This window comes from Clostridium sp. YIM B02500, from assembly GCF_022324665.1.
Taxonomy (GTDB): Bacteria; Bacillota; Clostridia; order Clostridiales; family Clostridiaceae; genus Clostridium; species Clostridium beijerinckii.
This window is the reverse complement of the sequence record NZ_JAKGTE010000011.1, coordinates 65,165-92,006: the sequence shown is the minus strand read 5'-3', so window position 1 is coordinate 92,006 and position 26,842 is coordinate 65,165. Positions and strand designations below refer to the sequence as shown.

The 26,842-nt window shown below is 30.9% G+C and carries 21 protein-coding genes; 6 read left to right on the top strand and 15 right to left on the bottom strand.

Going from position 1 to position 26,842, the window contains the following annotated elements; translation table 11 throughout:
* Positions 1 to 164: 164 nt before the first annotated feature.
* From L1S46_RS11480 to L1S46_RS11440, 9 genes are all read right to left on the bottom strand, one after another.
* A complete protein-coding gene (locus tag L1S46_RS11480) occupies positions 165 to 968 on the bottom strand; it encodes a response regulator (protein WP_012061112.1) in 804 nt (267 codons plus the stop codon).
* Between the two features lie 44 nt (positions 969 to 1,012).
* Positions 1,013 to 2,773: a sensor histidine kinase gene (locus L1S46_RS11475; RefSeq protein WP_041900559.1), complete on the bottom strand. Its 1,761-nt coding sequence runs from the start codon at positions 2,771 to 2,773 to the stop codon at positions 1,013 to 1,015.
* 15 nt (positions 2,774 to 2,788) lie between these two features.
* Entirely contained in the window at positions 2,789 to 4,105 is a 1,317-nt protein-coding gene (locus tag L1S46_RS11470; protein WP_023974913.1) for an extracellular solute-binding protein, read from the bottom strand.
* A 123-nt stretch (positions 4,106 to 4,228) separates the two neighbouring features.
* Positions 4,229 to 5,941, bottom strand: coding sequence for a methyl-accepting chemotaxis protein (locus L1S46_RS11465; protein ID WP_238900061.1), 1,713 nt, complete (start codon positions 5,939 to 5,941; stop codon positions 4,229 to 4,231).
* A gap of 212 nt (positions 5,942 to 6,153) precedes the next feature.
* Positions 6,154 to 7,179 carry a sugar ABC transporter substrate-binding protein gene (locus tag L1S46_RS11460; protein ID WP_238900060.1) on the bottom strand — a complete coding sequence of 342 codons (1,026 nt, stop codon included), beginning with the start codon at positions 7,177 to 7,179 and terminating at the stop codon, positions 6,154 to 6,156.
* 118 nt (positions 7,180 to 7,297) lie between these two features.
* The gene (locus L1S46_RS11455; protein WP_012061117.1) at positions 7,298 to 8,314 is read right to left on the bottom strand and encodes an ABC transporter permease; all 1,017 of its coding nucleotides are present in this window, start codon (positions 8,312 to 8,314) and stop codon (positions 7,298 to 7,300) included.
* Positions 8,298 to 9,809, bottom strand: a complete 1,512-nt coding sequence (locus tag L1S46_RS11450; RefSeq protein ID WP_012061118.1) for a sugar ABC transporter ATP-binding protein — start codon at positions 9,807 to 9,809, stop codon at positions 8,298 to 8,300. Before L1S46_RS11450 ends, L1S46_RS11455 begins: the two co-directional genes overlap by 17 nt.
* Positions 9,810 to 10,416: 607 nt before the next feature.
* Positions 10,417 to 10,935 (bottom strand): nitroreductase family protein, encoded by a 519-nt coding sequence (locus L1S46_RS11445; protein WP_041900565.1) that lies wholly within the window; start codon positions 10,933 to 10,935, stop codon positions 10,417 to 10,419.
* A gap of 87 nt (positions 10,936 to 11,022) precedes the next feature.
* Complete coding sequence (locus tag L1S46_RS11440) at positions 11,023 to 11,676, bottom strand: flavodoxin family protein (RefSeq protein ID WP_238900059.1); 654 nt, start codon at positions 11,674 to 11,676, stop codon at positions 11,023 to 11,025.
* Positions 11,677 to 11,810: 134 nt separating this feature from the next.
* On the opposite strand from L1S46_RS11440, the gene L1S46_RS11435 reads away from it, so the two are divergent.
* A complete protein-coding gene (locus L1S46_RS11435) occupies positions 11,811 to 12,173 on the top strand; it encodes a helix-turn-helix domain-containing protein (protein WP_012061121.1) in 363 nt (120 codons plus the stop codon).
* Between the two features lie 121 nt (positions 12,174 to 12,294).
* Here L1S46_RS11435 and L1S46_RS11430 read toward each other — a convergent pair whose 3' ends face one another.
* The 3 genes from L1S46_RS11430 to L1S46_RS11420 form a co-directional block, all read right to left on the bottom strand.
* Complete coding sequence (locus L1S46_RS11430; RefSeq protein WP_238900058.1) at positions 12,295 to 13,902, bottom strand: glycoside hydrolase family 43 protein; 1,608 nt, start codon at positions 13,900 to 13,902, stop codon at positions 12,295 to 12,297.
* Between the two features lie 202 nt (positions 13,903 to 14,104).
* Complete coding sequence (locus L1S46_RS11425; RefSeq protein ID WP_041900571.1) at positions 14,105 to 15,082, bottom strand: glycoside hydrolase family 43 protein; 978 nt, start codon at positions 15,080 to 15,082, stop codon at positions 14,105 to 14,107.
* Between the two features lie 95 nt (positions 15,083 to 15,177).
* Positions 15,178 to 17,307, bottom strand: coding sequence for a glycoside hydrolase family 3 C-terminal domain-containing protein (locus L1S46_RS11420; RefSeq protein ID WP_238900057.1), 2,130 nt, complete (start codon positions 17,305 to 17,307; stop codon positions 15,178 to 15,180).
* A 150-nt stretch (positions 17,308 to 17,457) separates the two neighbouring features.
* On the opposite strand from L1S46_RS11420, the gene L1S46_RS11415 reads away from it, so the two are divergent.
* Positions 17,458 to 18,228, top strand: coding sequence for an AraC family transcriptional regulator (locus tag L1S46_RS11415; protein WP_238900056.1), 771 nt, complete (start codon positions 17,458 to 17,460; stop codon positions 18,226 to 18,228).
* A 527-nt stretch (positions 18,229 to 18,755) separates the two neighbouring features.
* Here the strand turns inward: L1S46_RS11415 and L1S46_RS11410 are convergent.
* From L1S46_RS11410 to L1S46_RS11400, 3 genes are all read right to left on the bottom strand, one after another.
* Positions 18,756 to 18,914 (bottom strand): aspartyl-phosphate phosphatase Spo0E family protein, encoded by a 159-nt coding sequence (locus L1S46_RS11410; RefSeq protein WP_023974926.1) that lies wholly within the window; start codon positions 18,912 to 18,914, stop codon positions 18,756 to 18,758.
* Positions 18,915 to 19,247: 333 nt separating this feature from the next.
* Positions 19,248 to 20,696, bottom strand: a complete 1,449-nt coding sequence (locus L1S46_RS11405; RefSeq protein ID WP_238900055.1) for an MFS transporter — start codon at positions 20,694 to 20,696, stop codon at positions 19,248 to 19,250.
* Between the two features lie 53 nt (positions 20,697 to 20,749).
* Positions 20,750 to 21,193: a MarR family winged helix-turn-helix transcriptional regulator gene (locus L1S46_RS11400; protein ID WP_238900054.1), complete on the bottom strand. Its 444-nt coding sequence runs from the start codon at positions 21,191 to 21,193 to the stop codon at positions 20,750 to 20,752.
* 1,393 nt (positions 21,194 to 22,586) lie between these two features.
* On the opposite strand from L1S46_RS11400, the gene L1S46_RS11395 reads away from it, so the two are divergent.
* From L1S46_RS11395 to L1S46_RS11380, 4 genes are all read left to right on the top strand, one after another.
* Positions 22,587 to 23,297, top strand: coding sequence for a toll/interleukin-1 receptor domain-containing protein (locus L1S46_RS11395; RefSeq protein WP_238900053.1), 711 nt, complete (start codon positions 22,587 to 22,589; stop codon positions 23,295 to 23,297).
* A 617-nt stretch (positions 23,298 to 23,914) separates the two neighbouring features.
* Positions 23,915 to 24,094, top strand: coding sequence for a hypothetical protein (locus L1S46_RS11390; RefSeq protein WP_238900052.1), 180 nt, complete (start codon positions 23,915 to 23,917; stop codon positions 24,092 to 24,094).
* Positions 24,095 to 24,376: 282 nt separating this feature from the next.
* Complete coding sequence (locus L1S46_RS11385) at positions 24,377 to 25,489, top strand: DUF4238 domain-containing protein (RefSeq protein ID WP_238900051.1); 1,113 nt, start codon at positions 24,377 to 24,379, stop codon at positions 25,487 to 25,489.
* Between the two features lie 115 nt (positions 25,490 to 25,604).
* Entirely contained in the window at positions 25,605 to 26,594 is a 990-nt protein-coding gene (locus L1S46_RS11380) for a hypothetical protein (RefSeq protein WP_238900050.1), read from the top strand.
* Positions 26,595 to 26,842 lie beyond the last annotated feature (248 nt).

Genomic DNA, 26,842 nt, shown 5'->3' with positions numbered 1-26,842 from the left:
TATAGTGAAAATTATAACTTTCTACTTTATATTCTTTATTATCTATGTGTTGATTTCAGGCTATTGAAACTTAAATATACCAAAAAAAGAAATGTAAGAATATCTAATTTTTACAAACTACATATTCCTACATTTCTACTACATATATCTATACTCTTGTAAATTCATGACTTTTGTTTTTTATATTCTTTGATTGATAGACCAGTACACTTCTTAAACCAATTGCTAAAATAGTTAGGATCATCGATACCAATTTTTTTTGAGATTTCATAAGCCTTCGCATTAGGGTTCTTGAGCATTTCAGTAACTATCTTTACTTTAGTATTTACAATATATTCTGAAAAAGTCTCATCAGTTTTTTCCTTAAAAATTCTGCTTAGGTAACTTGGATTAACATAAAAATATTCAGCTACCAGTTTTAAAGATAAATCTCGATTAGATATATTTTTCACTATAAATTTTTTAATTTGTTCTATACTTAAATTTTTATCCTCAGTTTCATTAGCATCATTTAGATTTATTATATTATTGTATACAACCATCTTTTCTTTAATATCCTTATATTCTTTTTTCTTTAGATATTCATCTTGAATCTCGTCTTTTAGCTTTAAAACTGAATTTCTTAATTCATCTTCATCTATAGGCTTAAGAATAAAATCATTCACACCAATCTTTATACTTCTTTTAGCATATTCAAATTCATTGTAACCTGTAATTACAATAACTTTTATATCTGGATACCTTTCTAATATACTTTTACTCATATCCAATCCATCTGTTACAGGCATATTTATATCTGTTAAAATAATATCTGGCTTTTCTTTATTTATTAGATTCAATCCCTCAACTGCATTAGAAGCTTCAGCTACTATCTCCATGCCAATTTCATTCCAATCAATGCAATTTTTTATTAGATCCCTTATAAGATGTTCATCATCAATTATCATAACTTTTATAATGTTATCCATAAAATAATCCACTTCCCTTTAGAATATTCGTTAGAAAACTTAATCTATTTCTTAATTCTAGGCATCTTAATAGTTATTCTGGTACCAACATTTTTTTTGCTTTCAACAATAAATTCGTGCTCGTCTCCATAGAACACTCTTAATCTTTCCTTTGTAGTTCTTACTCCAATGCCAGTAGTTTTATTTTCGTTTATATTTCTAACTTGTGATTCCTCCATGCCATTCCCATTATCTTCTAGCATTAATATAACTTTTTCTTCCTCTTGAAAGGTAGATATTCTTATCTTTCCTTTATTCTTGCTGCTTCTAATTCCATGATAAATAGCATTTTCAACTAGCGGTTGTAATACTAATTTTATTATCTTAAAATCGTCGCATCGTGGATCTAAATCATATTCAACCTCAAACATATCCTCATATCTTATATTTTGAATTATCAGATAGCTTTTTACCGTATTTATTTCTTCTTTTACAGTAATAATATCTTTTCCATTATTTAAGCTTGTTCTATAGAATTTACCCAAGGCTTTTATCATTTCATATATTGTTTTATTTTTTCCGAGTAGAGCTAAAGAATTAATAGTATCAAACGTATTGTATAGAAAGTGAGGCTTTATTTGTGACATTAACAAATTCAATTCATTTTGCCTTTTTATCTTTTCATCTTTACGTATTTTATCCAAAAGTAAATTAATTTGAGAAATTGCAATGTTATATCCCTTTTTTAATTCTCCTACTTCGTCGTTGTACGTTTTTATATTAACAATATTAAACTCTCCACTTTGAATCCCCTTCATTGATTCACTAAGCTTCTTTAAAGGCATTGTTATAAATTTAGATATTACTATAGACCCAATAATAATTAATAGGAAATTTATTATACTAAAACACAAAAGAAAATAATTAGTATACTTTGTTTGCTCCGGAGATTCATTGTATTCTGCCACAGTCGTCAGATTCCAGTTATAGTCTGAATTTTTAAGATTTGATATTATATAATCTTTATCTTGTATTTTTTCCTCTAAAAAAAACACTTTTGATTTAGAATCATTATAATTTTTTATTCTACTTAGTATTTTAGAGTCAACCTCTGAACCTGTTATCAATTCATCTTTATCATTCTTTATAATCAATTTTGTTCCATATTGATTATTTAGCTTCAAACTTAAATTATAGAATGCATTCTCGTTCATGTTTATAATTATCAAACCAATTTTTTCACCAGTATTTATATCATTTATTTCTCTTATGAGGGATACATAATTATTACCATAACCCTCAAAAAATCCTCCGCCATTTAATCTTAGTATATATTTACCCTTACCCTCTAGTAATTCATTATACCATTCAGAATTTTTAATCTTATCCATCTGAAAATCCTTATAAAAGACATTTTCAGAATAATACTTATTGCCATAGTTATCTAATACATATATTGAAGATATATTAGAGCTAAAATTAGTGAATTGTATCAGATAATTACTAATATTATCATAGGCAGTCCCTTCTTCCTGAACTCTCTTTAATGTATTTTGAACATTGTCACTTGATATAATCATCTTTGATACGTTATTAACATTATCAATTATCATGCTCGTATTAGTTTCTGCACTTTCCAAAACCTCAACTGAACTTTGTTTCATTTTTTCTATATTATAAATAGAATTTATTTTCTTATATGCAAAGGTAAGTATGACTGTTGAAAGCACAAAAATTATTGAAAAATATACAATAATCTTTATACTTATTTTTGAATTTAAATATTTATCCTTCAAATTCTTTAATATAAAAAATTTATTATACATTTAATCATATCCTCATCATTCTATTTTCACCATTTCCTTTGTGAAGTCTTCAGGACTTATTTGTCCTTTAAATAGCTTACTAACTAGCTCCTTCTCTTTGTTTCCCTTTTCTTCTCCTAAGTAAATATCTCCGTATAAGCTATATGATGCATTCTCTGTTAATGTCTCTAATTCCTTAGATAATTTATTTACATTGCTCTTATCATCAGTGTATTTCCACGCTGGAAGCCCTGAACCAAATTCAAAATATCTTTTTGATATTCTTTCAGCTATAAATTTTGCCGCATCAACAGCTTCTTTTTTATATTTTGTATTATTACTTACCATTAAGTGATCCACTGCTCCACCCAAAAATTCTTTATCATTCCCATCTCCCTCTTTAACTACCGGGAATTTCTTAACGATTACATTGTCCTTTATAGACGGATCCATATTCCCTATCTCACCAATGAACCAGTTTCCTGTATAATACATAGGAATTTTTCCTTGTTTAAATAAGATCTCAGATTCATCTCTTGTAAGCTCCATATTTGATTCATTAAAAGCTTTTGAATCTATTAATTCCTTTAATCTATATGCAGCTTTTAATATTGTATCACTTTTATTGGCACCTACATGCGGATCACTGACTCCACCTATTCCACCTTCCCGTAACGCTAAGATATCATAATAGAGAATTCCTGTCCAATTGTCTTTTTCACCTACTAAAAGAGGTGTTATACCTTTATTCCTAAAAGCTTTTACTGCATCTAGGAATTCATCATAATTTTCTGGCACTTTAATATTTGCTTGTGAAAAGAGCTTTGTATTACAATAAAATGTTCCAACTGATAAAGTCATTGGTAATCCATATATGTTGTTATTATAGGTTACATTATTAAGCATATCTTTATTAATCTTATCTTTTGTATCTTCATCTATATATTCATTAAGATTTAATACCTTTCCAGATTCTATGAATGGCTTACTAAAGCCACCTCCCCAAGAATAAAATATATCAGGTAACTCGTTTACGGCAAATGCTGTCTTTATTTTTGCTTTATATCTTTCATTTTCTACAGCCTCAACTTTAATTTGGACATTAGGATTAGCCTTATTCCATTCTTCCACCGTATCCTGAATTATCCTTCCATTAGCATCCATTGTAGTTTGTGACCATATATGCCACATTGTTAATGTTATTTTTTCTTTATTTTCTGTGTCATTTTTTTTATCTAAAGAACAGCCATTTAAACTAACTAAAAATATTAAAATTATAGGAAATAAAATTACTTTTTTAATAATTATCCCTCCCCAAAAAAACTGATAATTAGGTCGATGATGATCAATCATTTAAATTTTCCTTCTTTAACTATATCTGTATTATGCTTTTACTGCAAGTCTTCAAATTCCTCTTAAAATATAAATATACTTTATATTTCAATAAAACCAAAACTCTCTTTTAACACAACTCATCTATATAGTAAATCTATTAATGACCTCATTCAATTTTACTGTTAATTCACTTTGATTCTGCGTATTAAAGGAAATTTGCTCTACTTCTTTGGTTACTTCATTTATACTATCTAATATTTCATTAGAATTATTTTTAGATTTCTCTATATTACTTGAAAACTCTCTCATTGTACTATCTACATTATCAATATTTGAATTTATTGCCTTTACCATGATAGCAATTTCCTCAGACATTTCATTTATAAATCTAGCATCATTTTCATAACTTTTACTAGATTCTATCATAAACTCATAATCATCGTTTACGTTTTGTTCTATATACTTTAAAATTCCTTTTGAATTTTCTGATAAATATTCAAATACATTTTTTATTTCTTCTATAATTCCATGAATACCACTTACAGTAGTAATAGATTCTTCTGCTAGCTTTCCAACTTCATCTGCAACAACTGATAAACCTTTTCCCATTTCTCCCGCTCTTGCTGCCTCTATTCTTGCATTTAAGGCTAAAAGGTTAGTCTCTGAAGCAATGCTTACTATAGATTCACTTAAAACTTCTATTTCTTTAACTACCTTTCCCCTCTCTATAGCATCTTTAATTTTTTTATTTTTCTCCTCATATATCTTTCTGGATAATTGTATGGAATCTTCGCTTTTTTCCATCATGCTACTTGATTTAGTTTTTATATCTACTGATTTTTTAAGCTCTTGATTTACTATTCCAGCTAGATTATTTATATTTTCATTAATCTTTTGAATAGATAAAACAAATTTCTCGGTTGATGAACTCGTCTGCTCAGCTCCTACTGCTATTTCATCTGTCGATTCATTTATAAAAGAAAGCTTTGAGCTTATTTCATGAACAGATGCAGCTAATTCCTCAGATGATGCTGATAGTTCTGTTGAGTTATCTAGGATTGTCCTAATAAGTTCCCTTACATTTTTCAATGCTATATTAAGAGCGTCTCCTGTTTGTGCAAATTCATCTTTTCCCTTAAGTATAATTTCCTCTGAAAAATTATACTGCGCAAGATTATTCGCATAATTCTTTATCTTCTTTAAAGGTACTATCATATTTCTAGTCATTGCATATCCTAAAACTATAGTAAGCATCAATCCTGCTATTATAAAAGTTAATATTTGTATCTCTACCTTACTGTATAAATCAGCATTGTTAATATTCTCATTCTTTGCCTTAATCGAGCTATACTCTAATAATTTAGTTAGTGATGCTGCAACCTTGCTTCGTGATACTGATAAATTTCGATAATCTAGTATAGCTTCATCATAATTATTTTCCTTTACAAGCTTTAGCAACGAATCACTTTTTTCCTTATAATCCTTATAAATTTCATTATAATTTACAAGCTCATTCTCTTGATATTCATCTAAATTTAACCCTCTATATTCATCTATAAGTATATTTCCTTGTTCAAATCCTTTTGAAATGTCATCATTTAATTTTTTTATCATTAATTCATCTCTATCATAAATTAGGCTTAATATGTTATTATTTATTTCCAATGAATTTGCGTTTAATCTATGTAAAACATCTATAGATACAAGATCTGTATTGTACATACTATCTGATGCATTATTAACTTTACTTAAACTCTTTAAACCTATGACTCCTACCGATGTTATAATTATAAATAATAGCGTGTATGAAATTACCAATCTTTTACCTACACTAAAATTATTCCCAAAATTCATCCTCTAAACCTCCTTGTAACCTTTAGTTCAAAGCTTGATTTTCATATGTATCTTAAATCACTTATAAATCATTCCCAATTACCAATTAATATGTATAGTTATTTAATTAAATAGCAATAAAAAGGGTAACTCAATTTGAAAATATACTAAAGTAAATTTGAATACATTAATCATTTGAGTTAGCCCTTATTAATTTTATTTGTATTTAATTATTATTTAGTTTCTGTTGTAAATTGCTTTTGTTTTTCTTTTCCGTATTCAACAATTTTATCTGGAGTTACCCATTTAACTGGTACTGGATAAACATCATCAACTTTTTCACCTTTTATTTTCTTATCTAAAGTATCAATTATAGTTTTACCTATTGTATAAGAATCTTGGTCAACAATTCCTGATATTAAATTGCTACTTACACCATTTTCCCAAGTTGGAGTATAGTCAAAACCAAAGTGATAGATACTTCCTGATTTACCTTGAGATTTTATTGCTTCCATTACACCTGTATCTGGTCCTTCTGATCCTAATGAGAATACAGCTACCATATCAGGATTTGAAGTTATTTGTCCTTCTAATTGTCTTTTAGATTCTGCTGATTGGTCATTATCTTGGATTGGTTCTAACCACTCAAAATTCTTAGCATCTGCTCCCATAACTTTTTCAAATCCAGATTTTATTCCATCTTGTCTATATGTCATAGTTGTTTGAGTTAAGTTTACTGCTGCCATTGCAATTTTACCTTTTGTGATTCCCTTTTCCTTTAAAGCTTTAGCACCATTTTCACCAAGTTGTTCTCCTGCTAGCTTATTGTCTGTTCCTATATAAGATGTTCTATTTTCTTTTGTCTTTACATCAGCATCAAAAGTTACTACTGGAATTCCCTTATCATTTGCTTCCTTAACCTTCTTATCAAACATATCTGGATCCATTGGAGCAATAGCTATTCCTGCTGCTTTATTCTTTATAGCTTCGTCAAGGAATCCTATATGCTTTTCGTTCTTTTGTGTTTCATTTGGTGGTGAAGTTTTAACTACTAAATCATATCCTAATGCCTTAGCCTCATCCTCGGCTGCTTTCTTCATAGGTGACCAGTAAGCTCCTGTATCAACTATTGGAATAAAATAAATAACCTTTTTTCCACTTGTACTTGCTGTTCCCCCTGCTTGTGTCTTTGTTCCACACCCTGCTAAGCTACCAACAATAAGCACTGTTGATAATAAAGCAATTATTTTCTTCTTCATAATTTTTCCCCTTCCGTAATTCCAATTTTTTAGATATGTTTTTATATTTTAAGCCTTATTCAGTAGTAAACACTTAAGCCTCAAGTCTACCAAATTACGCTCAAACGACTTTTTATGATTAGCCTTTTTTCTTAAATAAACTTCCTTTTCTGTAGAAGTCAACAACTATAGCAAGTACAATAACAGCTCCTGTTACAGCTTGTTGTAAGAATGAGTTAATTCCAAGGATTGCTAATCCACTTTGGAATACTTGTATAGTAAATATTCCTACCATAGCTCCACCGATAGTTCCTACTCCTCCACCGAATTGTACTCCACCCATGATTGCACCAGCCATTGCAAATAGATCTGGACCATTTATTTCACTTGGAGCACCAACATTTATACTAGACATTAGTAATATACCAGCTATTGCAGCTAAAACACCTTCTATTGCATATACCTTTATAACATGCTTGTTTACATTTATTCCTGATAATCTTCCTGCTTCCTTGTTTGATCCAACCACATAACAGTATCTACCAAATCTTGTATTTTTCATTAAGTAAGCCATTACTAATACTATTATGATGAATACTATAGTGTTAGTGTGTATTATTGATATTCCAACTTCTGTGTTAGAAATATTATAGAACCAATCCGGAACACCCTTAATATAAATCCCATTTGTAAAAAATAGTATTAATCCTCTTATTAAATAACTTGTACCCATAGTAAGTATAAAAGATTCTAATTTAAATTTTGTAATTAATACTCCATTAAATAATCCCCAAACTGCACCTACTAATAACCCAGCAAGTAAAGAAACTGGTACGCTAACCCCTTTTACAGATAGATAGGCTACTGTACATCCAGAAAATGCAGCTATTGCACCAATGGAAAGATCAACACCTCCAGTTATTATTACCATAGTAATAGCAACAGTTAAAATTCCCACTGTAGGAATCTGTCTTAAGAAATTTGAAGCATTTGCTGCTCCCAAAAAGTCCGGGCTTGCTATTGAGAATACTAAAATAAGCACTACAAGTACTAGATAGATTGAATATTTGAGAAATAAGTTTTTAATATTAAACCCTTCCTTTTTCATCTTAATACCTTCTTCTTGCACAATTTTATTATTAATTGTTTGATTCATCTTTATTAATCCCTCCAAGCGTAGCTAATTTCATAATCTTTTCTTGTGTCGCTTCTTCTCTGCTAAGTTCTCCAGTGAGTTTTCCTTCACACATAACATATATTCTATCTGACATACCTAATAATTCAGGTAATTCAGAAGACACCATTATAACTACTTTGCCCTTTCTAACTAGATCATTCATTATGTGATATATTTCAGCTTTAGTACCAACGTCTATTCCTTTAGTTGGCTCATCAAAAATAAATATTTCCGAGTCCGTATTTAACCACTTAGCTAGTATTAATTTTTGTTGATTTCCACCTGATAATGTTCCTGCCATAACATCAAGATTTGCTGTTTTAATCTCAAGTGCATCCTTAAATCTTTCTCCAGTTTCCCTTAACTTTTTATGATTTAACACAAAATCTTTTAAGTTAGTTAAAGTTATATTATCAAGCACACTCATTACTAGAGATAATCCTTGGCTCTTCCTATCTTCTGTTAAAAGGCAGATACCATTATTGATTGCATCCATAGGTGAATTAATCTTAACTTCCTTCCCATTGATTCTTATCTTACCTTCACTTATTTTATCAGCGCCAAATACAAGCCTCATAAGTTCTGTTCTACCTGATCCAACCAAACCAGCTAGTCCTAAAATTTCACCTTTTCTTGCTTTCAAACTAACATTCTTAACTCTACCAACATTATCACTAATATTTTCTACTTCTAAAACGTATTCTTTAGGCTCAAAAATCTCCTTAGGAAATAGCTCTGTCAAATCTCTTCCTACCATCATATTTATAAGTCTTTCCTGAGTTATCCCTTCTAGTTCACAGCTTTCAATATAAGTACCATCTCTGAGTACTGTAGCTCTATCACAAATATCAAAAACCTCTTTTAATCTATGTGATATATATATTGCTGCAACACCTTCATTTTTTAGTGTTTTTATAACTTTAAAAAGGTTTTCAACGTCCTTCTGAGATAACGATGTTGTCGGTTCATCAAAAATAATCGCTTTTGCATTTAAACTTATTGCCTTTGCTATTTCTACCATCTGTTTCTTTGCAGTTGGAAGCTGCATAACTAGGTCAGTAGCTTTTATATCTATTCCTAATTTTTTTATTATAGAATCTGTATCTTCGTGTAATTTCTTGTAGTCAACAATACCCAAGGCTTCATTTTTATATGGTAGTCTTCCCATATAAACATTTTCTGCAACCGTCAATGTCTCTGCTAGATTTAGCTCCTGATGAACAAATCCAATACCTAATTGTGCAGCTTTAGTTGGATTAATAACTCCACAATCAACTCCTTCAACAAATATTTGACCTTCATCCTGTGTATGAACTCCCCCAAGTATTTTCATTAAAGTTGATTTTCCAGCACCGTTTTCTCCTAATAAAGCATGTACTTCACCTTTTTTAATTTCCAACTGTGCTCCCTTAAGAGCATAAACTCCTGGAAATCTTTTATGTATATTTTTCATTTCTAAAAATACATTACTCAATTCTAACCACCTCAACTTTCACTAATCGTTTTCATGAACATTTTACAATAATATATTAGTTAGTTATATTTAATATCTTTACTTCTACATTTGAAATATTTACTTTTTAAATAATGATTAAAAAGTTATTAAATCTCTAAGAATACGTTTGTTAAACTTTCATCTTCAAAGCGTTTAACATCGTTTACATTTGTTATTTTACAGTAATGCATTAATTAATTATATGTAATATCTTTACCTTTACATTTGAAATCTTTACTTCTTAAATAAGTTTTAAAAAGTACTTATTTACTAAATTAAAATAAAAAGAGCTGCTACAAAAGTAATTAACTAAGTTTGTAGTAGCTCATTTTTTGCACATATTTAAAGCCCGGCTTGCACGTCGGGCTTTCTTTATTTTTGCTTTTACCATACAATTTCACAAAACTATTCCAATAGTCTTCTAGTATCTTATTTATTTTATCCTTTTTCATTTGTATACCTCTTAATTTTATAGTTACTTCTTAACATACCGAAGAGCCTAAAGCCAGATTTCATCTAGCTTTAGACTCTTAAAAATTCTATAATTTCCTATACAATTAAATTATCCTAATAAATAAATCATACATTAAAAATTATTGTAAAAGACAGTTTTGGAAATATCCTTTCTTTTTTCGTGGTTAGGATTTGGCTTAGCCTCGCTACTTGGATAACCAATTGGTAAAAGACATACAGGTTCAAGATTTATTGGTATATTAAAAGCCTCACGTATAGCCGCAGGATCAAAATGACCAACCCATGTTGAACCTAATCCAAGTTCAGCAGCTTGTAACATCATATGCGTTGCAATAATGCTTCCATCAATATCAGTGTGGACTTTTCCGTCATAGCTGCGTTCCCATGCTTCATTTTTATCGGCGCATATAAGTAAGGCTAACGGTGCATTAAAATGATAAATTGTGCAAGTTTGTAGTTTAGCAAGAGCATCCTCACTTTCAAGTACCAAAATTCTTTGTGGTTGACGATTTGCAGCAGTCGGAGCTAATTGTCCTGCTTTTAAAATTAAATTTAAATCCTCCTGACTGATTTTCTTTGTGTCAAAACTTCTTACAGAATATCTTTTGGCAGCTAATTCTATAAATTTCATATATACATCTCCATTCATTTAAGTTAATATCTTTATACCTCATCTATTATGACTTTGTAAAATGTTTTATGATTAAACTTATATATATTACTTTATTAGACTAGCCCCTATTTCAAATGCCTTTTGACAATCTAAAGGAAATTGAACTTTTCTATGTTCTGCTTTTGCTTCTTCAGAGAATACTTCCATTTTATATTTTGAGTAATAATTAAATTGATAAGTATCATTTGAATACATAACTAATGGTTTTGTGAATATTCTTTCAATCGCTCCTTCTACATTATTAAAAGTTGATAAGTAACCAGACTTATTCATTATCTCTTCTGTTACATTCATTGTATAAATTATTGCTGTTGGCATTTTTTTTGGTGCCAGTGAAGAATAATTTTTATCATACACTAAATAAGGAAATAATAATCGTTCGATGAATGATCGCAATTGACCTGTTATATCTAAAAAATATACTGGAGATCCAAAAATGATTCCATCAGCTTGAGACACTTTTTCTAAAACTTCTTGAATATCATCTTTTACTGCGCATTTCCCATAACTTTTCCCTTCAAGTCTCTTACAAGCAAAGCAGCTTTTGCATCCAGTATAGTTATAATCATATAAATTAATTATTTCAGTTTCAATTTCTTTATCTTTCGCCGCTTCTTTCACTCCATCTAAAGCTTTTTGAAGTAATGTAGCCGTATTTTTATTTTTTCTTGGGCTTCCATTGATAGCATAAACCTTCACAAATAACACTCCTCTTTTTAATGTTTTATTTTTCTGTTATAATCAATATAACATAAAGGTATAAATATACAAGTATGCAGTTTTTTCTGTGTCAGTATAAAAAGTATACCATAAGATTCAAAGGAGCTATACTTATGAGTGATTATATGCGTTATAATAAAGAATTCCCTGATGATAATATCTATGAAACAGAGTGTCCTGTTATATATGCACTTGATATTTTAGGTCAAAAATGGAAATTACCTATCATGTGGTATTTATCAAGTAAAGATTCTACTAGATATAATGAATTAAAGCGAAAAGTTAAAGGTGTTACTAACATGATGCTTACAAAGTCCTTAAAGGAATTAGAAGAACATAAGCTAATTGTTAGAACTCAATATGAAACTATTCCCCCTAGGGTTGAATATTCTTTGACAGAAAGAGGAAAAGCCTTACTTCCTACATTAAAGGAATTATATGTATGGGGCGAAGATCAACTTAAACTTGATAAATAAATTTTTAAAATACTTCTTATTTATCTCCGTATATTATATATTAACAGGTGGTTTAAATCTATATTGAAACCACCTGTTTTGACATATGAACCATTTATGATAATGCAATTGGGATTTTAACTTATCTCCCCTCTACATATGAAAAATAATCAAAATCTGCATACTTATTCATACCCGATAAGTCCTGACACGCAATTCCTATAAAAGCACCGGTGAAAGCCCATGAACCTTTGATAGCATCATCTGACAATGTACTTGCGTCATAAACTTTGCCTATAGGCCTCCACTCGTCCTTATTGGTAGCAAAGAAAAATCTAAGTTGCCCAAAATTCACTTCCACTTTTAGATAAATACGTTCTACATCAGTTATCAAGATGTTATCATCCTGAGTCATGGACTCTGATAAATCATTATTTATGCTAGCTAAAACCCCTATGCATTTGCCTCCTAATTCTTCATCCATGCTTATCCTCAAATAATAATAGTTTTCTGTGTTGTAATAGCAAATTAATCCTGCAAGCTGCAACGTTGTTTCAGGCTCAAATTCAACACAGGTTTCGGCAGAATAAACAAAGTTCTGCTGACGTCTTGCTATCATACTTTGTGCAAACTTGGAGAACATTGATTCTTTTCCATATAACCTTAAAAATCCTGGCCTTTCAGTAAGTGACATAAAGGTTTCCGCTGGAACTCTTAAGGACTGAAAATTTATATTTAATAAAGTATTATTAAAATCGTCATACTGTGAAACTAAGACATCTTCTTCATTATTTGATTCACTTTCACTGTTATTGTTAATTTCTATTTCCCAAGAAGGTAAGTTATCTGTGTCAGAACATAAATAAAGCCAATCATCTTCACGCCATTCCACCTTTTGTATAGCCGTTTCTCTTCCTAGAATGCAACGATCTGTTTCAGGAAGAGGCCTTCCACAAAGGTGAACCATAAACCATTCATTATTAGGACCTTCCACTATGCTTGCATGTCCTGCTTTTTGAAGAACTTTATGCATATCACTTCCCACAGAAGTAAGAATTGGATTTTGTGGATGAACCTCATAGGGACCCGTAAGTCCTCTCGAACGAGCAAGTGTTACTGCATGTTCATAACTAGTGCCTCCTTCAGCAGCCATCAAATAATAGTACTCATTATGCTTATATATATGAGGACCCTCAGAACAACCTAAATCTGTCCCTTTAAATATATTCATTACAGGGCCAGTAAGGCATTTGTTTTTTTCATCATATTCTTGTAAAAGATGACCAGCAAAATTATTCTTTCCTATACGATTATCCCATTTCATGTTTATAAGCCACTTTTTTCCGTCATCGTCATGGAATAGAGATGGATCAAAACCACTTGAATTAAGATACACAGGCTCTGACCACTCGCCACAAATATCACTTGAGGTCACCAGATAATTATGGGTATCTTTAATATGTCCATTGTTATTTACTATTGTATATATTAAGTAAAAGATACCTTTATTATAGGACAAACATGGCGCCCAAATTCCACCTGAATCAGGGGTTCCTAATATATTTAGCTGAGAGACTCTATTCAATGGATGTGCTATAAGCTCCCAATTCACTAGATCTTTGGAATGATGAATTTGAACTCCTGGAAACCATTCAAAAGTAGAGGTTGCAATATAGTAGTTGTCCTCAGCTTTACATATAGATGGATCTGGATTAAAGCCCTTTAAGATTGGGTTTTTAATTTTTAACATAATTCTCCTCCTTAAGTTAAGAATTTTATACATAAACAGACTATATAAAATATTAAAAGGCCTGACTCCAATGGACTATTGAAATCAGACCTTAGCATCATAATTTTTCATTATTTCTCCTGTCTACTTGACAGGGTGAATTTCAAATATGAAGTACCTTTCTATAAACTTTCAAGATACATATTTATTATAATTTAGATTATTAAGATAACTCTACTTTTTGTAAAGTACCATCATCATTGTACTTTATTTCAGTGTATTTTACACAACGTTTGTTGTCTGCTCCACCTGATAAAGAACTATCATGATAGAATAAATACCATTTATCTTGGAACTCAACAATTGAGTGATGAGTTGTCCAACCAATTACAGGATCAAGTATTTTTCCTTTAAATGTATAAGGTCCCTTTGGATTCTTACTCATAGCATATACTATGCAATGTGTGCTACCAGTAGAGTATGAAAGATAATAATTTCCATTATATTTATGAACCCATGGTCCTTCAAAATATCTTCTTTCTTCATCACCAGCAAGTATAGGATTTCCATCTTCATCAACAATTGATATCTCCTCTGGAGCTTCTTTAAATGTAAGCATATCATCATTTAATTCAGCTACTCTTGGTCCTATAGCAGGTGCTGTAGCAGCAGGACCTTCTCCATCTGGATTAAAAGTGCCAGTTTGCCATTTTTCTAGCTGTCCTCCCCAAAGGCCTCCAAAATAAACATATGATCTATTATCGTCATCCATTAGAACAGCAGGATCAATGCTATAGCTTCCAGGTATATAACTTTCTTGCGCTTTGAATGGTCCAGAAGGAGATTCACTAGTAGCTACTCCAAGTCTAAAGATATCTTCTTTATCTCTTGCTGGGAAAAACAAGTAATAAGTTCCATTCTTATAAGCAGCATCTGGAGCCCATAATTGTTTACTTGCCCATGGAATATCTTTTAAGTGCAGTGCTTCTCCATTGTCGATACAAGGTGAATTAGTATCATCAAGAGATAAAATATGGTAATCTTCCATGTTATATTGGTCACCATTATCGTTTGAAATCTGTACTTGGTCAAGATCATGAGAAGGATAGATGTAGATCTTACCTTCAAATACATGAGCAGAAGGATCTGCCGTATAAATATGAGTTACTAGAGGTTCGTTTTGTTTTGCAATATTTTTCATATGATTCTCTCCTATCTTTTCTTTGAATATTTATTTCCATACTAACTTACGTTTTTGTAATTATAATTTGTCTGTTTAATATATAATTTAAATCTCTATATTAATTCAATATTTGCTTCCAATGGCGATATTGAGGTAAGATCAAAGCTTCTCTTATCTGGTTGTGATACTCCTACAAATAATTTGAATTTCTTACTATCAAGAAGCCTTTCTCCGTCATCATTTACAACTTCGAATGATTTCTTATCCAATTTTATTGTTACAATTTTGCTTTCTCCTTTTTTCAATGAAACGCGTTTGAATCCTGCTAGGCTATGATTTAATACAGCATATTTTGATTCTATATCTTTTACATAACATTGAACTACTTCTTCAATATCATATTCCCCAGTATTTTTAATCTCTATGCTAATATCAAAACTCTCAAAGCTAGGCTTAACAGAAGGCACTTGTAAATTAGATAATTCTACTGTTGAATAAGTTAAACCATACCCAAATGGATATAAACTCTCATGTTCTAAATATCTATAAGTTCTTCCCTTCATTGAATAATCAGTAAACTCAGGAAGCTTAGCTGTGTCTTTATAAAAAGTTACTGGTAATTTCCCACTCGGTGAGCATTTTCCAAATAATATATCCGCTACAGCAGTTCCTCCGTGGCTACCTGGATACCATGCATTTAAAATGGCTGCACATTTTTCTTCTGCACCATTTAGTGTTAAAGCACTTCCAGCTCCAAGGACAACAATAACTGGCTTTCCAACCTCAAGTACTTTTTCGAGTAAATTTTGTTGCCTTCCTGGCAAGTTCAAATTCTCTTTGTCTCCTGCCCCGTAGCTATTACCAGCATCCCCTTGTTCTCCTTCAATTGTGGAATCTAATCCTAGGCATAATACAACTACATCAGATCTTTCTGCTACTGAAATCGCTTCAGATAATCTGTCATCTGGTCTTGCTAAGTCCTCCACTTTATCTTTAAATAAGTGACATCCTTCAGAGTAATATACTCTCACATCATCACTAACTGCATCATGAATTCCTTCTAATATTGTTGTATACTTAGATGCTGTTCCAGAGTAATTTCCCTTTAACATTATTTCGCTGTTTGCATTAGGACCAATTACTGCTATTGATTTTAAATTTGATTTATTCAATGGAAGCGTTCCATTATTCTTTAGTAATACCATTGATTTTCTAGAAGCTATTAATGCAACATCGTTATGCTCTTTAGAATCGTTTACTTCATATGGTATCTTGTTATATTCACAATCTTCATCAAACATACCTAATTTAAATCTTGTCGTCATTAATCTTTCTGCTGCTGTAGTTATTTGTTCTTCAGTTACTAAGCCTTCTTTATAAGCTAATAGCAAATTAAGATACATATTTCCGCAGTTAAGATCACAGCCATTTTCTATAGCCAATGCTACTGATTCAGTTGCAGTACTTGTAACCATATGGTGTAAATGAAAATCTGCAAGAGCCCAGCAGTCAGATACTACATGTCCTTTAAATCCCCATTTGCCTCTTAAGATATCTTTCAACAAAGTCTTACTACCACAACATGGCTCCCCATTTGTACGATTATATGCTCCCATTACACTTTCAACATTTGCCTCTTTTACACATGCCTCAAATGCTGGTAAATATGTTTCATATAGATCCTTCTTGTTAACTACCGCATTAAATTCATGCCTTAATCCTTCTGGTCCGCTATGAACCGCAAAATGTTTTGCACAAGCAGCTAACTTTAAATATTTTCCTTCTCCTTGCAATCCTTTTATGAATGCAACCCCTAATCTAGATGTTAAATAAGGGTCTTCCCCGTAAGTTTCATGTCCACGTCCCCATCTAGGATCTCTAAAAATATTTATATTGGGAGACCAATAAGTTAATCCCTTATATATACCTCTGTCGTCTTTTTTGCTGTATTCATTGTATTTAGCACGTCCCTCTGTAGCAATAATATTTGCAACCTTTCCCAGAAATTCATCATCAAATATAGCGGCTAAACCAATCGCTTGAGGGAACACAGTTGCTGTTCCAGCTCTAGCTACCCCATGAAGACCTTCATTCCACCAATTATACTCAGGTACATTTAAGTGCTTTATTGCCGGTGATTGATAAGTTAATTGCTCCGCTTTTTCTTGTAATGTCATTTTAGATACTAATTCTTTTGCTGCCTTTACTGCAAATTCATGAGTATTTTCTTGCTCACCATTCATCTATATCCCTCTATTCCTTAAATATTTATGGAGCTTAAAATTTATAATACAATATTCAATTTGTAATTTAATAATATAAAATTTATGGTTGACTTAACAAGAAAGTATTTATATAATTGTAGACAAAATTTACTCTCTTGGAGGTATTCTATGTTAAAATACGAGTCGCACCACTTTGGAAAAAACACTCTTTTTTCCCACTACCATCCAATTAGTCTTAATTACCCTGTTCATCTACATCGAAGCTTCGAGTTCATATCTGTTATTGATGGAGATCTTCAAATTTCTGTTAATAATAGAAATTTTGAAGTAAAAAAGGATGAATGCATATTAATTTTGCCTTACGAAATCCACTCTCTCTCAACTAATAAGTACTCTGATGCTCGTATTTGCATATTTTCCCCTGAATATGTAAAAACATTTGACAGCATGATCTATGGTAAATTTCTCAAAAATCCAGTCTTTAATTTATCACATAATGCGAGATCTCTTATACTAGACAAAATTTTCAGAGATAATGTCAATGTTCTCGAGATGAAAGCTTGTCTTTATTTGCTTTGTTCTGAAGTTATGGAACATACTCAATTACTTATAAGCGTGAAAAATGATTATGAATTGTTACATAAAATTCTTAACTATATTCAAAATAATTTTACTAAAGATATCTCATTAAAAAGCATTGCAGATGAATTTTGCTACAGTTACAATTACCTATCCAAATATTTAAATAATGTACTCGGAATATCGTTTGTTGATTTTGTTAATCAAAATAGAATTAATTACGCGGCATATTTATTAAAAAATACAGAAGACCCGATTACTGATATTACTTATAAATGTGGTTACTCAAGCATCCGTTCATTTAATAGAAACTTTCTTAAGATTATGAATATGACTCCAAAAACTTATAGAAACTTTTAATCTACAGTTAATTAAATACCACGCAATAGCAATTCCAGTATTCTCAAACGTCTATAAATGCGATTATCCTTTTATCTATTATGTAGATTTTAACTTAATCATAATGATACTCTCGGTTGTAAATAGTTATAATCAGAAGTATCAAAAAATATAAAACCAGGGTTTATTTTTAAACCCTGGTCTGTTTCGAAACAAGTGTACTTATGGGGACTTTAAAATCATTTTCGGACTAATCCTAAAATATTATTGTTAAAATCAATGTCCATGAGAACCACCTCTTTCAGTTATTATTGTGTGTAATATGAAATTAAATATACTAGAATATAAAACCATATATTCTAATATTACACTTGCAAGAGAAAAACATGCCTTGCCATTTTCACTTAAGTGTAAATGGTAAGGACATGTTTTATTATTTTCTGGCTAATATCATTGTTTTTATATATTCATAAAACTATATGATTTAGAAATACTAATCTACAGATAATATAAAAACATCAGTTCGAATTTTTGCGATAAAAAAATACCTAAATACTTTTATTAATACTATTCATATATTCATTAATCAACTTATCTAACTTTATACTAAGCTCTAATAATTCCTTATCATTTGTAATTATTTCCTTATTCTTAATTAATATATTTAATTCCTCTCTAGTTCTTTCAAGTTCACTCTTTATACCCATAGCTTTCGTTCTTCCTTATTCCTTAAATTTATACTTTATCCATATTATACAATAAAAATGCATTATTTTCAAACATATGTTCGTATATCCCTTACAATTATGATTCTGGCACTATCAGCCCCCATTACGGACTTTCACCGATTAGTACGTGCCCATGCTGGGCACACCAAAAAAATAAGAGCTTATATTTCATAAACTCTTATTTTACACAATGATGTCTGAAGTTCTTATGTGTCCTATAAATATTTACATATATTTATAGTTACATAGGAATATAGTTATCTTTTTAAATATGTTCCTATGAATAAAGGTATATATTTACCTTTGTTCATATTAAACTTTAAACTGGTGCTCCAAATGCATATTAGAGCTTTTCAGCTTTTTACTTCTTAGTCTTAAAAAAGTCAAGGCAGCACCGATTAAGCTTATTACTGCAGCCACTATATATACAGTTCTCATAGCATATATAAAAGCATCATTTCTCCCTGCTACAAAATCTGTAACACGGTATCCAATTATAGAACTCATCATGCTATATAAAAGCGTTGTAGCTAAAGCTATCCCACATACCATTCCCAAGTTTCTTACAAGAGCATTTACACTTCCTGCAATTCCAAGTTTCTCTTTCGGTACTGTTGACATTATCAAAGAATTATTAGGCGATTGAAATAATCCCATACCAATAGACATAATTCCTATGAATATTATTGTGATTATTACAGTTGAATTTACATTTAAAGTGGACATTAATATTAAACCTAGGCTTATAAGTATCAAACCTATGAAGGTTAAAAGCTCTGAACCAATTTTATCTGATAAGCTTCCACTAAGAGGCGCTACTACAGTTAAGAGTAATGGATAAACCATCATTATTAATCCAGTATGTTCTGGCGTATAATTCATTACATCTTGAAGGTAAAATGGCAGAATAATATTGTTACAGAAGATTGCCACAAAAGTTACAAATGCACAAAATATACTTAAAGAAAATAATTTATTGCTAAATATATTTAATTGTAATAGAGGATCTTCTTTTTTCCTTTCCACAAAAATAAACATTATAAATGAGATAATTGCGATGGCAAAGCTCAATAAAATCATTGGATCTGAAAAGCCAATGTTCAAACCTTCATCTAAAGCTCCAAAGAGTGGAACTATTGCAAACATAAATAATACAGCTCCTAAGATATCTAATTTTCCCTTAACTGTTTTATTCCCCTTCGGTAACAATTTAATAGCATAAAATAATGCTATTACACCAATAGGTACATTTATCAAAAAAATATATTCCCAACTTGCTGCGCCTACTATTAGTCCTCCAAGTCCTGGTCCTATTAGAGATCCTAAAGCTACAGAAGTACCTAAAAATCCAAGAGCTTTTCCTCTTTCATGTGGAGGGAATGTTTCTGTAATAATCCCTTGATTATTAGCCATAGTTCCAGCAGCGCCTATAGCTTGTACTATTCTTGCTAAAATAAGTATTGGAAAAGAATTTGTTATGCCACATAGTAACGATCCAAGGGTAAATAATCCTAATCCAAATATAAACATCTTGGATTTTCCAAGCATGTCTCCAAGTCTTCCAAAAATCAATACTGTCCCAGCGATTACTATTAAATAACTTGTTGCAACTAATTGTATACTAGATGTTGTTACATTTAAAGCAATAGCCATTTTAGGTAATGCTACATTTACAATGCTACCATCTAGGGCAGACATAACTGTAAACATTAAAACTATTACTAATATGGACCATTTGCTTCTATCTTTTACATTTTCCATCAATTTTCCTCCTTTATCACTTGTCACTATTTAGCTTACATAGCCATATTACCTTAATTCTCAAATTCGTTTAATCTTCGAATATTGATTAGAATTTTCTTTAAAGACTGCATTGTAATTAACATTTCTGCTTCTGATACATCTTCTGTTATTAAACTCATCAACATTTGAACATCTTCATGAATTTTTGGCAATACCTCTTTAGCTTTCTCTGTTAAATATAATTTATAAGATCTACTATCTTTTTCATCTTGTTTTTTATAAACATAACCAAGATCTACTAATTTTGTAATTGTTCTTGCAGACATTGCCTTGTCATTACCAAGTTCTTTGCTTAAGCCGTTTTGGCTTATACCTTCGTTTCCTTCAAGATTAAACAAATATGGGCTGGAACCACTGCTTAATCCATATTTTTTTAAGGCCTTTTCTAAATACATTTGCTTATATCTGAAAATTTTACTTGTAATCATTATGAGGTTCATGCTTTCAACATCCATAATCATTCTCTCCTTATAATATAATTGATTAGTCTACTATATTATATTTACACTATGTTGACTTGTCAACTTTTATAATGGAACATTTTTACTAAATAGAATATAAATATTCTATTTATATTCACATAATCTTGATCATCATACAACCCGTTCTCACAACAGACTTATATAAATTACTTTTGAATAATCTTTTTAATTATTGAAAGCATGATGATTGATCTCTTACTATAAAGTGATAATATAACAGCTCCTTGTCCACATTTACTTATAAACATTATCAAATTTATACTTTTAAAATTTATCATCTTATCATATTGCAATATAATTGATTAGTCAACAATACTTTATCATCGTCAAGTTGACTAATCAACCTATTTGTTTATTTCTACATATTTTATGAAGATGAAGCAAAAACTCATTTAACTCATAATTGGTAATAATGATGATATGGCTATAGGTGCAATTAATCATTTGTTGTAATCTTGTAAATAACAAATGATAAAAAAACATTAAGCAAACTTATAAAATTTCACCTTCTTAGACTTTATGCAGAAATATAATTAAAGGTACAAGCAGTCCTTTACTTGTACCTTTAATTTATAATTTATGAATTTGAGTTCATACTGTAGTCAGCTTCTAATTATTCTTGCAACGCTTCATCTTGACATCTTAGTTCTCCACTATCTTTCAAAATTATTTTTACAAACTTATTTATATTTTTTATCTAACGATAACAGTTCATTTAAAATTATATATCTCTCGAAATACTACGTAAGTCTTTTTCCACGTTAAGTAGCACACTCCTCTTTATATTATCACCAATCCACGCTCGCATAAGGTGTTGCATCACTCTATCTTGATTACAATTTGATTACAATATAGCTGGTAAATTAACGTCTTATACGGTAGTTTGAGCTATGATTTGGACAACTTAAAAAGTGCCTGAGTCCTTAGTTTTACTAAGTTCTCAGACACTTTTAACATCTTATTTCCATGGCGGAGAGAAGGGGATTTGAACCCCTCACCCGTATTGTAAAGCCTTATAAATAGGGCACTTCTGAGTATAGGTAATCAAGAGGTAATCAAAAAGGTAATCAAACAGAAAGGAGGTTTGTACGCTATACACAACAAAACCGTTGCAGCCCTTTATTTTATTAGGTTTGCAACGGTTTTATTTATAACTTACTCTACCTTGTACACAAGCAAGACATAGAAAGGAATTCAAAGGATTATTAGATATATACTGTATTTTGTTGAAATTTTTGTCTATAGCTGGTAAAATATACTAAGAGTATTTTACCAGCTATAGACAATGCGTACAGCATACTGAGGTTTGACAGCGAATCAAAAGCAGATAAAGTTTTCTAAAAAAAAATAAAGGGGGAATAAAACTATGGCAAGATGTACAGCACCAGTTCACGGCCATCGCACAGCAAGCGGAAGAGCAAGCTGCCCAGTATGTGGTGGAGGTAGTTATAGAAGTAGTTATGGAGGTTACAATTCATATTCTTCACCGTATTCTTCATTATCAAGCAGTTCTACAAGTCGTAGTAGTGGTGGCGGACAAACTAAAAAGAAAGCAAGTTGGTCTTCAGGTGGTTCTACTATTTTATACACTCCAGAGGAAATTAGAACACTTACTCCTGTGCGTGAAAATTTTGAGAAACGTTTAGAAAAACCAGATTTACGAGATGTTTTTCTTTGTCACGCTTGGGATGACCGTAAAGACGCAGCTAAGGAATTGCACGATTTACTTGAATCAAAAGGTGTAACTATCTGGTTTAGTGAAAAGGATGTTCTTTTGGGTTCATCTTTACTTCGTGAAATTGATAAAGGTTTGGCAAACTCTCGTGTCGGTATTGTATTGGTTACACCTTCATTTCTTAAACGTGTTAAGGGCGAAGGAATAGCAGATAAAGAACTTTCAGCTTTGTTAGCTCGTGATTTGCTTATCCCTATTGTACATAATACGACTTATGAGGATTTACGTGAAGTTAGTCCATTACTTGGCTCGCGAAGTGGCTTAAGTACTATTGAAGATTCAATGGAAGATGTTGCGGCTAAAATAGCGGAATTGGTTACTTCAAACTCCATGGACGAATAGAACTGCAGATAACGAGCGGTTTGCTACAATGGCGGCACTAACCACCCGGAAAAGCTAGTTCAATCCACCGGAGGTTGTAAGCAATGGACAAGTATATTATAAGCATTTTCTAAATATTGAAAGCAAATAAATTTTAAATCCTAAACCTCACTTATTTCTGTGAGGTTTTTTTATTTTTCGAAAACTTTGTTATAATAAATCAAATTTAATTTGAAAGTAAGTGATGTCGTTCTTAATACTGATAAAGTAGCCATTAGACTCATAAATGAAAAGGTCCATATCTACTTTAACACGCTTATAACCCTATTAATTGGTATGGGTAGAATGATGAAGCCTTTGCAAAAGCAAAAGATAAGCCTATTTTTTGTCTATTTGCAACTCCTAAATGGTACAGTTGACTACTTGTCTTGGTGGAAATCAAGTTACTGCATCCAAATTATCTTAATGTCCTCAATACATAGCATCTTATATTATCTTTTGCATAACTTGACTAATTAATTTCAGTGTGATAATTTAAAACAAGGCATTGTTCGTTTTGTTCAGCTTCGTTCCCCGAAGCGAGTAGGCTTAGCGTGAAAGCGTCCGTAGTAAATTTGGTGAAAAAGGGGGCGGTGCCTATGAAAGCACTTGTTAAATGGTTTGATGGTATTGACATAAGATTACCGTTTGTTTCAATTAAATTCAAGAAGCCAAACAAAACATCTGATTCAACCTTAACCAATGCTACGGGGCTGAACAAAGCGAATAATTACGAGAGGGATGATATCAATATCATCCTTTTTTGCTATAATCATTAAAAATATTAAAAGAACTACCACTGGTGGCAATCTAGTTACTGCACACATTGATTTTACTGGATTTTTAGTACATAATACAACTCAGAATATGCCCCTCAGAAGTTTTATCAGAGGGTCTTTAGTTCTGTGTACTCATTCAAGTTTAACTATGCCTGTAAATATAAAACTGCTATTCTATATTTAATCATAGAGGAAATTTCGTTGAGAATGTAGAAAATATAACTTGTGTGATGATACAAAATACTGATTTAATAATATAAATATAGATATGAGGTGACATCTATGACAGTAAAATGGCAACATTTCGTACCAAGGGTGTATCTTAAAAATTGGGAGACGCAAGTAGAGAGTCTTAAAGAGCCGGATAAACCTTTTCAGGGTATTTACTACTTTGAGAAACCGGAATTAGCACTTGGAGATGGTAAAAACAAGGCTTCAATACTATGTGAATCGAGGTTATATAACATCAATTATGACTTATCATTCATTATAAAATCATGTCCTGTAATAGAAAAGGACTATATAAAGCAAGTAGATAAACTGTTAGAAGCAAGGCAAGTAAATGCTTTCTGTGATGGTAAAAAGTTAAAAACTAGAAAGGATTTAGCCGAACATTTCTTTGAATTGGATAGGTGGGAGTTAAAATACAAGAAGTATCCTTTTAACTTAGCTAGAAAAGGTGCAATCCTGAATGACATAAAGGGGATAAGCAGCTATGTAATTGAGCATACATTAGATGATGTTGTTGAAAAGAAATGGCAGCAGAACCTAGAAACTTTTATTTATGAAATGGAACATACAGTACCTTTAAATGGCGTAGATGAAATAAGAAAGATAAATGAAGGTACTGTAATAGAGATTGTAAAGATGGTAATATTTTTAATTTGTAGAAATCCAGAGTTTGATTATTTAGGTATTTTACCTCGGATAAAGGATTTGGTCTTAGATTGCCTACCAGAAGCAATGGACAAAGTAGGTCAGAAAGCAAGACAAGATTTTATACAAAATCAAATGGATGCTTTATGGCTAGTAGAGATATATAAAGGATTATTTGGTGTACAGAGTGGGTATTTTCATACATTGATTGAGTCAGCACAAAGTTCATTTCAGCTGATGTTATATAAATGCTGGGAAGGACAAGGGGAGTTTATCACATCAGATAAACCAGCTTTTGAGCATGTATCAAGAATGGAGGCAACAAATATAAATTCAATCATCTGCCCTTTAACACCACAATATATCTTATTGCTAATGAAAGGTGAAAGTAATAGTCTAAACAAAGTAAATTTTCGTATGGCAAATACTGAACTAATAAGAAAGCTAAATAATATAGTCTTAACTCATGCAAAAAAAGGGATTGTTTCTAGTAGTAAACACTTGGGGTATATACTATAAAGAGTACCTAAGCCTAGTAAGCATATCGTTGCAATTTTAAAAGAAAATGGGTGCATTTAAGCACTTTTAATCTGTAATACATAGTAAATTATAAATGGAGGAGGCTTGAAGTTATATGAAAAACACAGTCTCAATAGGAACAAAAAATGGATGCTATACTGTAGTTGAAGGATTTGAAGCATACCTAAAAGAAGTGGCAGCTGGAAGAATATTGAGTTTAGAGCAGAGTAAACAAAAATTTATCAATGGAGAAAAAAGCACATCAAACAATTTTGATTCTACAGGCGATTTCGACAGATGGATTCAGAGATATAAGGACTCAAAAAATTACAAGTGCAGATGCAAGTGTGGAAAAATAAAATATCTAAACGAGGCTGAGTTATTCAGGAAACGTTGGAGAGAGTGTGGAGAAGATTGTGAGTTAAAGAAAGAACGTGAAAGAAAAAGGCTAGCTTCATACCGTAGAGTAAAAGATAAAAGTTATGATATTAGCTACTTAAACTCAACACACGAATCATTAGAAGTATTGGAATGTATTGATGAAAATTATGAAGGAGCACTTAGCATAGGTGATAAAAGAAAAAAAGGAGCAGGCAAATTTATAGTATTTAAGTTATATAAATGTCGTTGCTATCTGTGTGGTAAAGAATATCAATTTAAATCATCAGATTTTGAGATAAGGTCTGACAGCTATGGCTATATGGCTAGTTTGGGATACTATAGCAAAGCTTATTGTAATTGTCATAGTATTTCATCATTTCAATGGCGAACTATTAAAATATTGAGAGAACACAATATAGCACACAGAGTTGAAGTTTCATTTAAAGACTTATATGGTGTAAACAATAAGAAGCTATTAAGATATGACTTTGCTATTCTCAATTCAGACAATAGTGTTAAATGCCTTATTGAATGTCAAGGTGAACAGCATTATAAGCCTGTAGCTGAGTTCGGTGGTGCTTCACAGTATAGCCATCAAGTAAAGAATGATGAATTAAAACGTGTTTATGCCAAGTCACATAATATATCTTTATTTGAAATTCCATATACTTGTAATACATATGAAAAGAAAATAGAATTTCTTAAAAATGCTGGAATTATTTAATCACATATTTTCAGATAATGGTTGTTGATATAAGACACGGAAAAGCATTTAAGGGATTACTTGATAGATACTTCAACTAAGGTTTTATCAGTCTTTAGAAGTATTTCTATAATTCATCTAAGTCATTAAAGCGGTGAATATTATAATAAGCGGTGTGTACACAGTAAAATAGCTATAACCCTTGGATTAACTGGGGTTATAGCTTTAAATATGTTAGGTTTTATTTGAGTTTCTTCCTTAATATATAC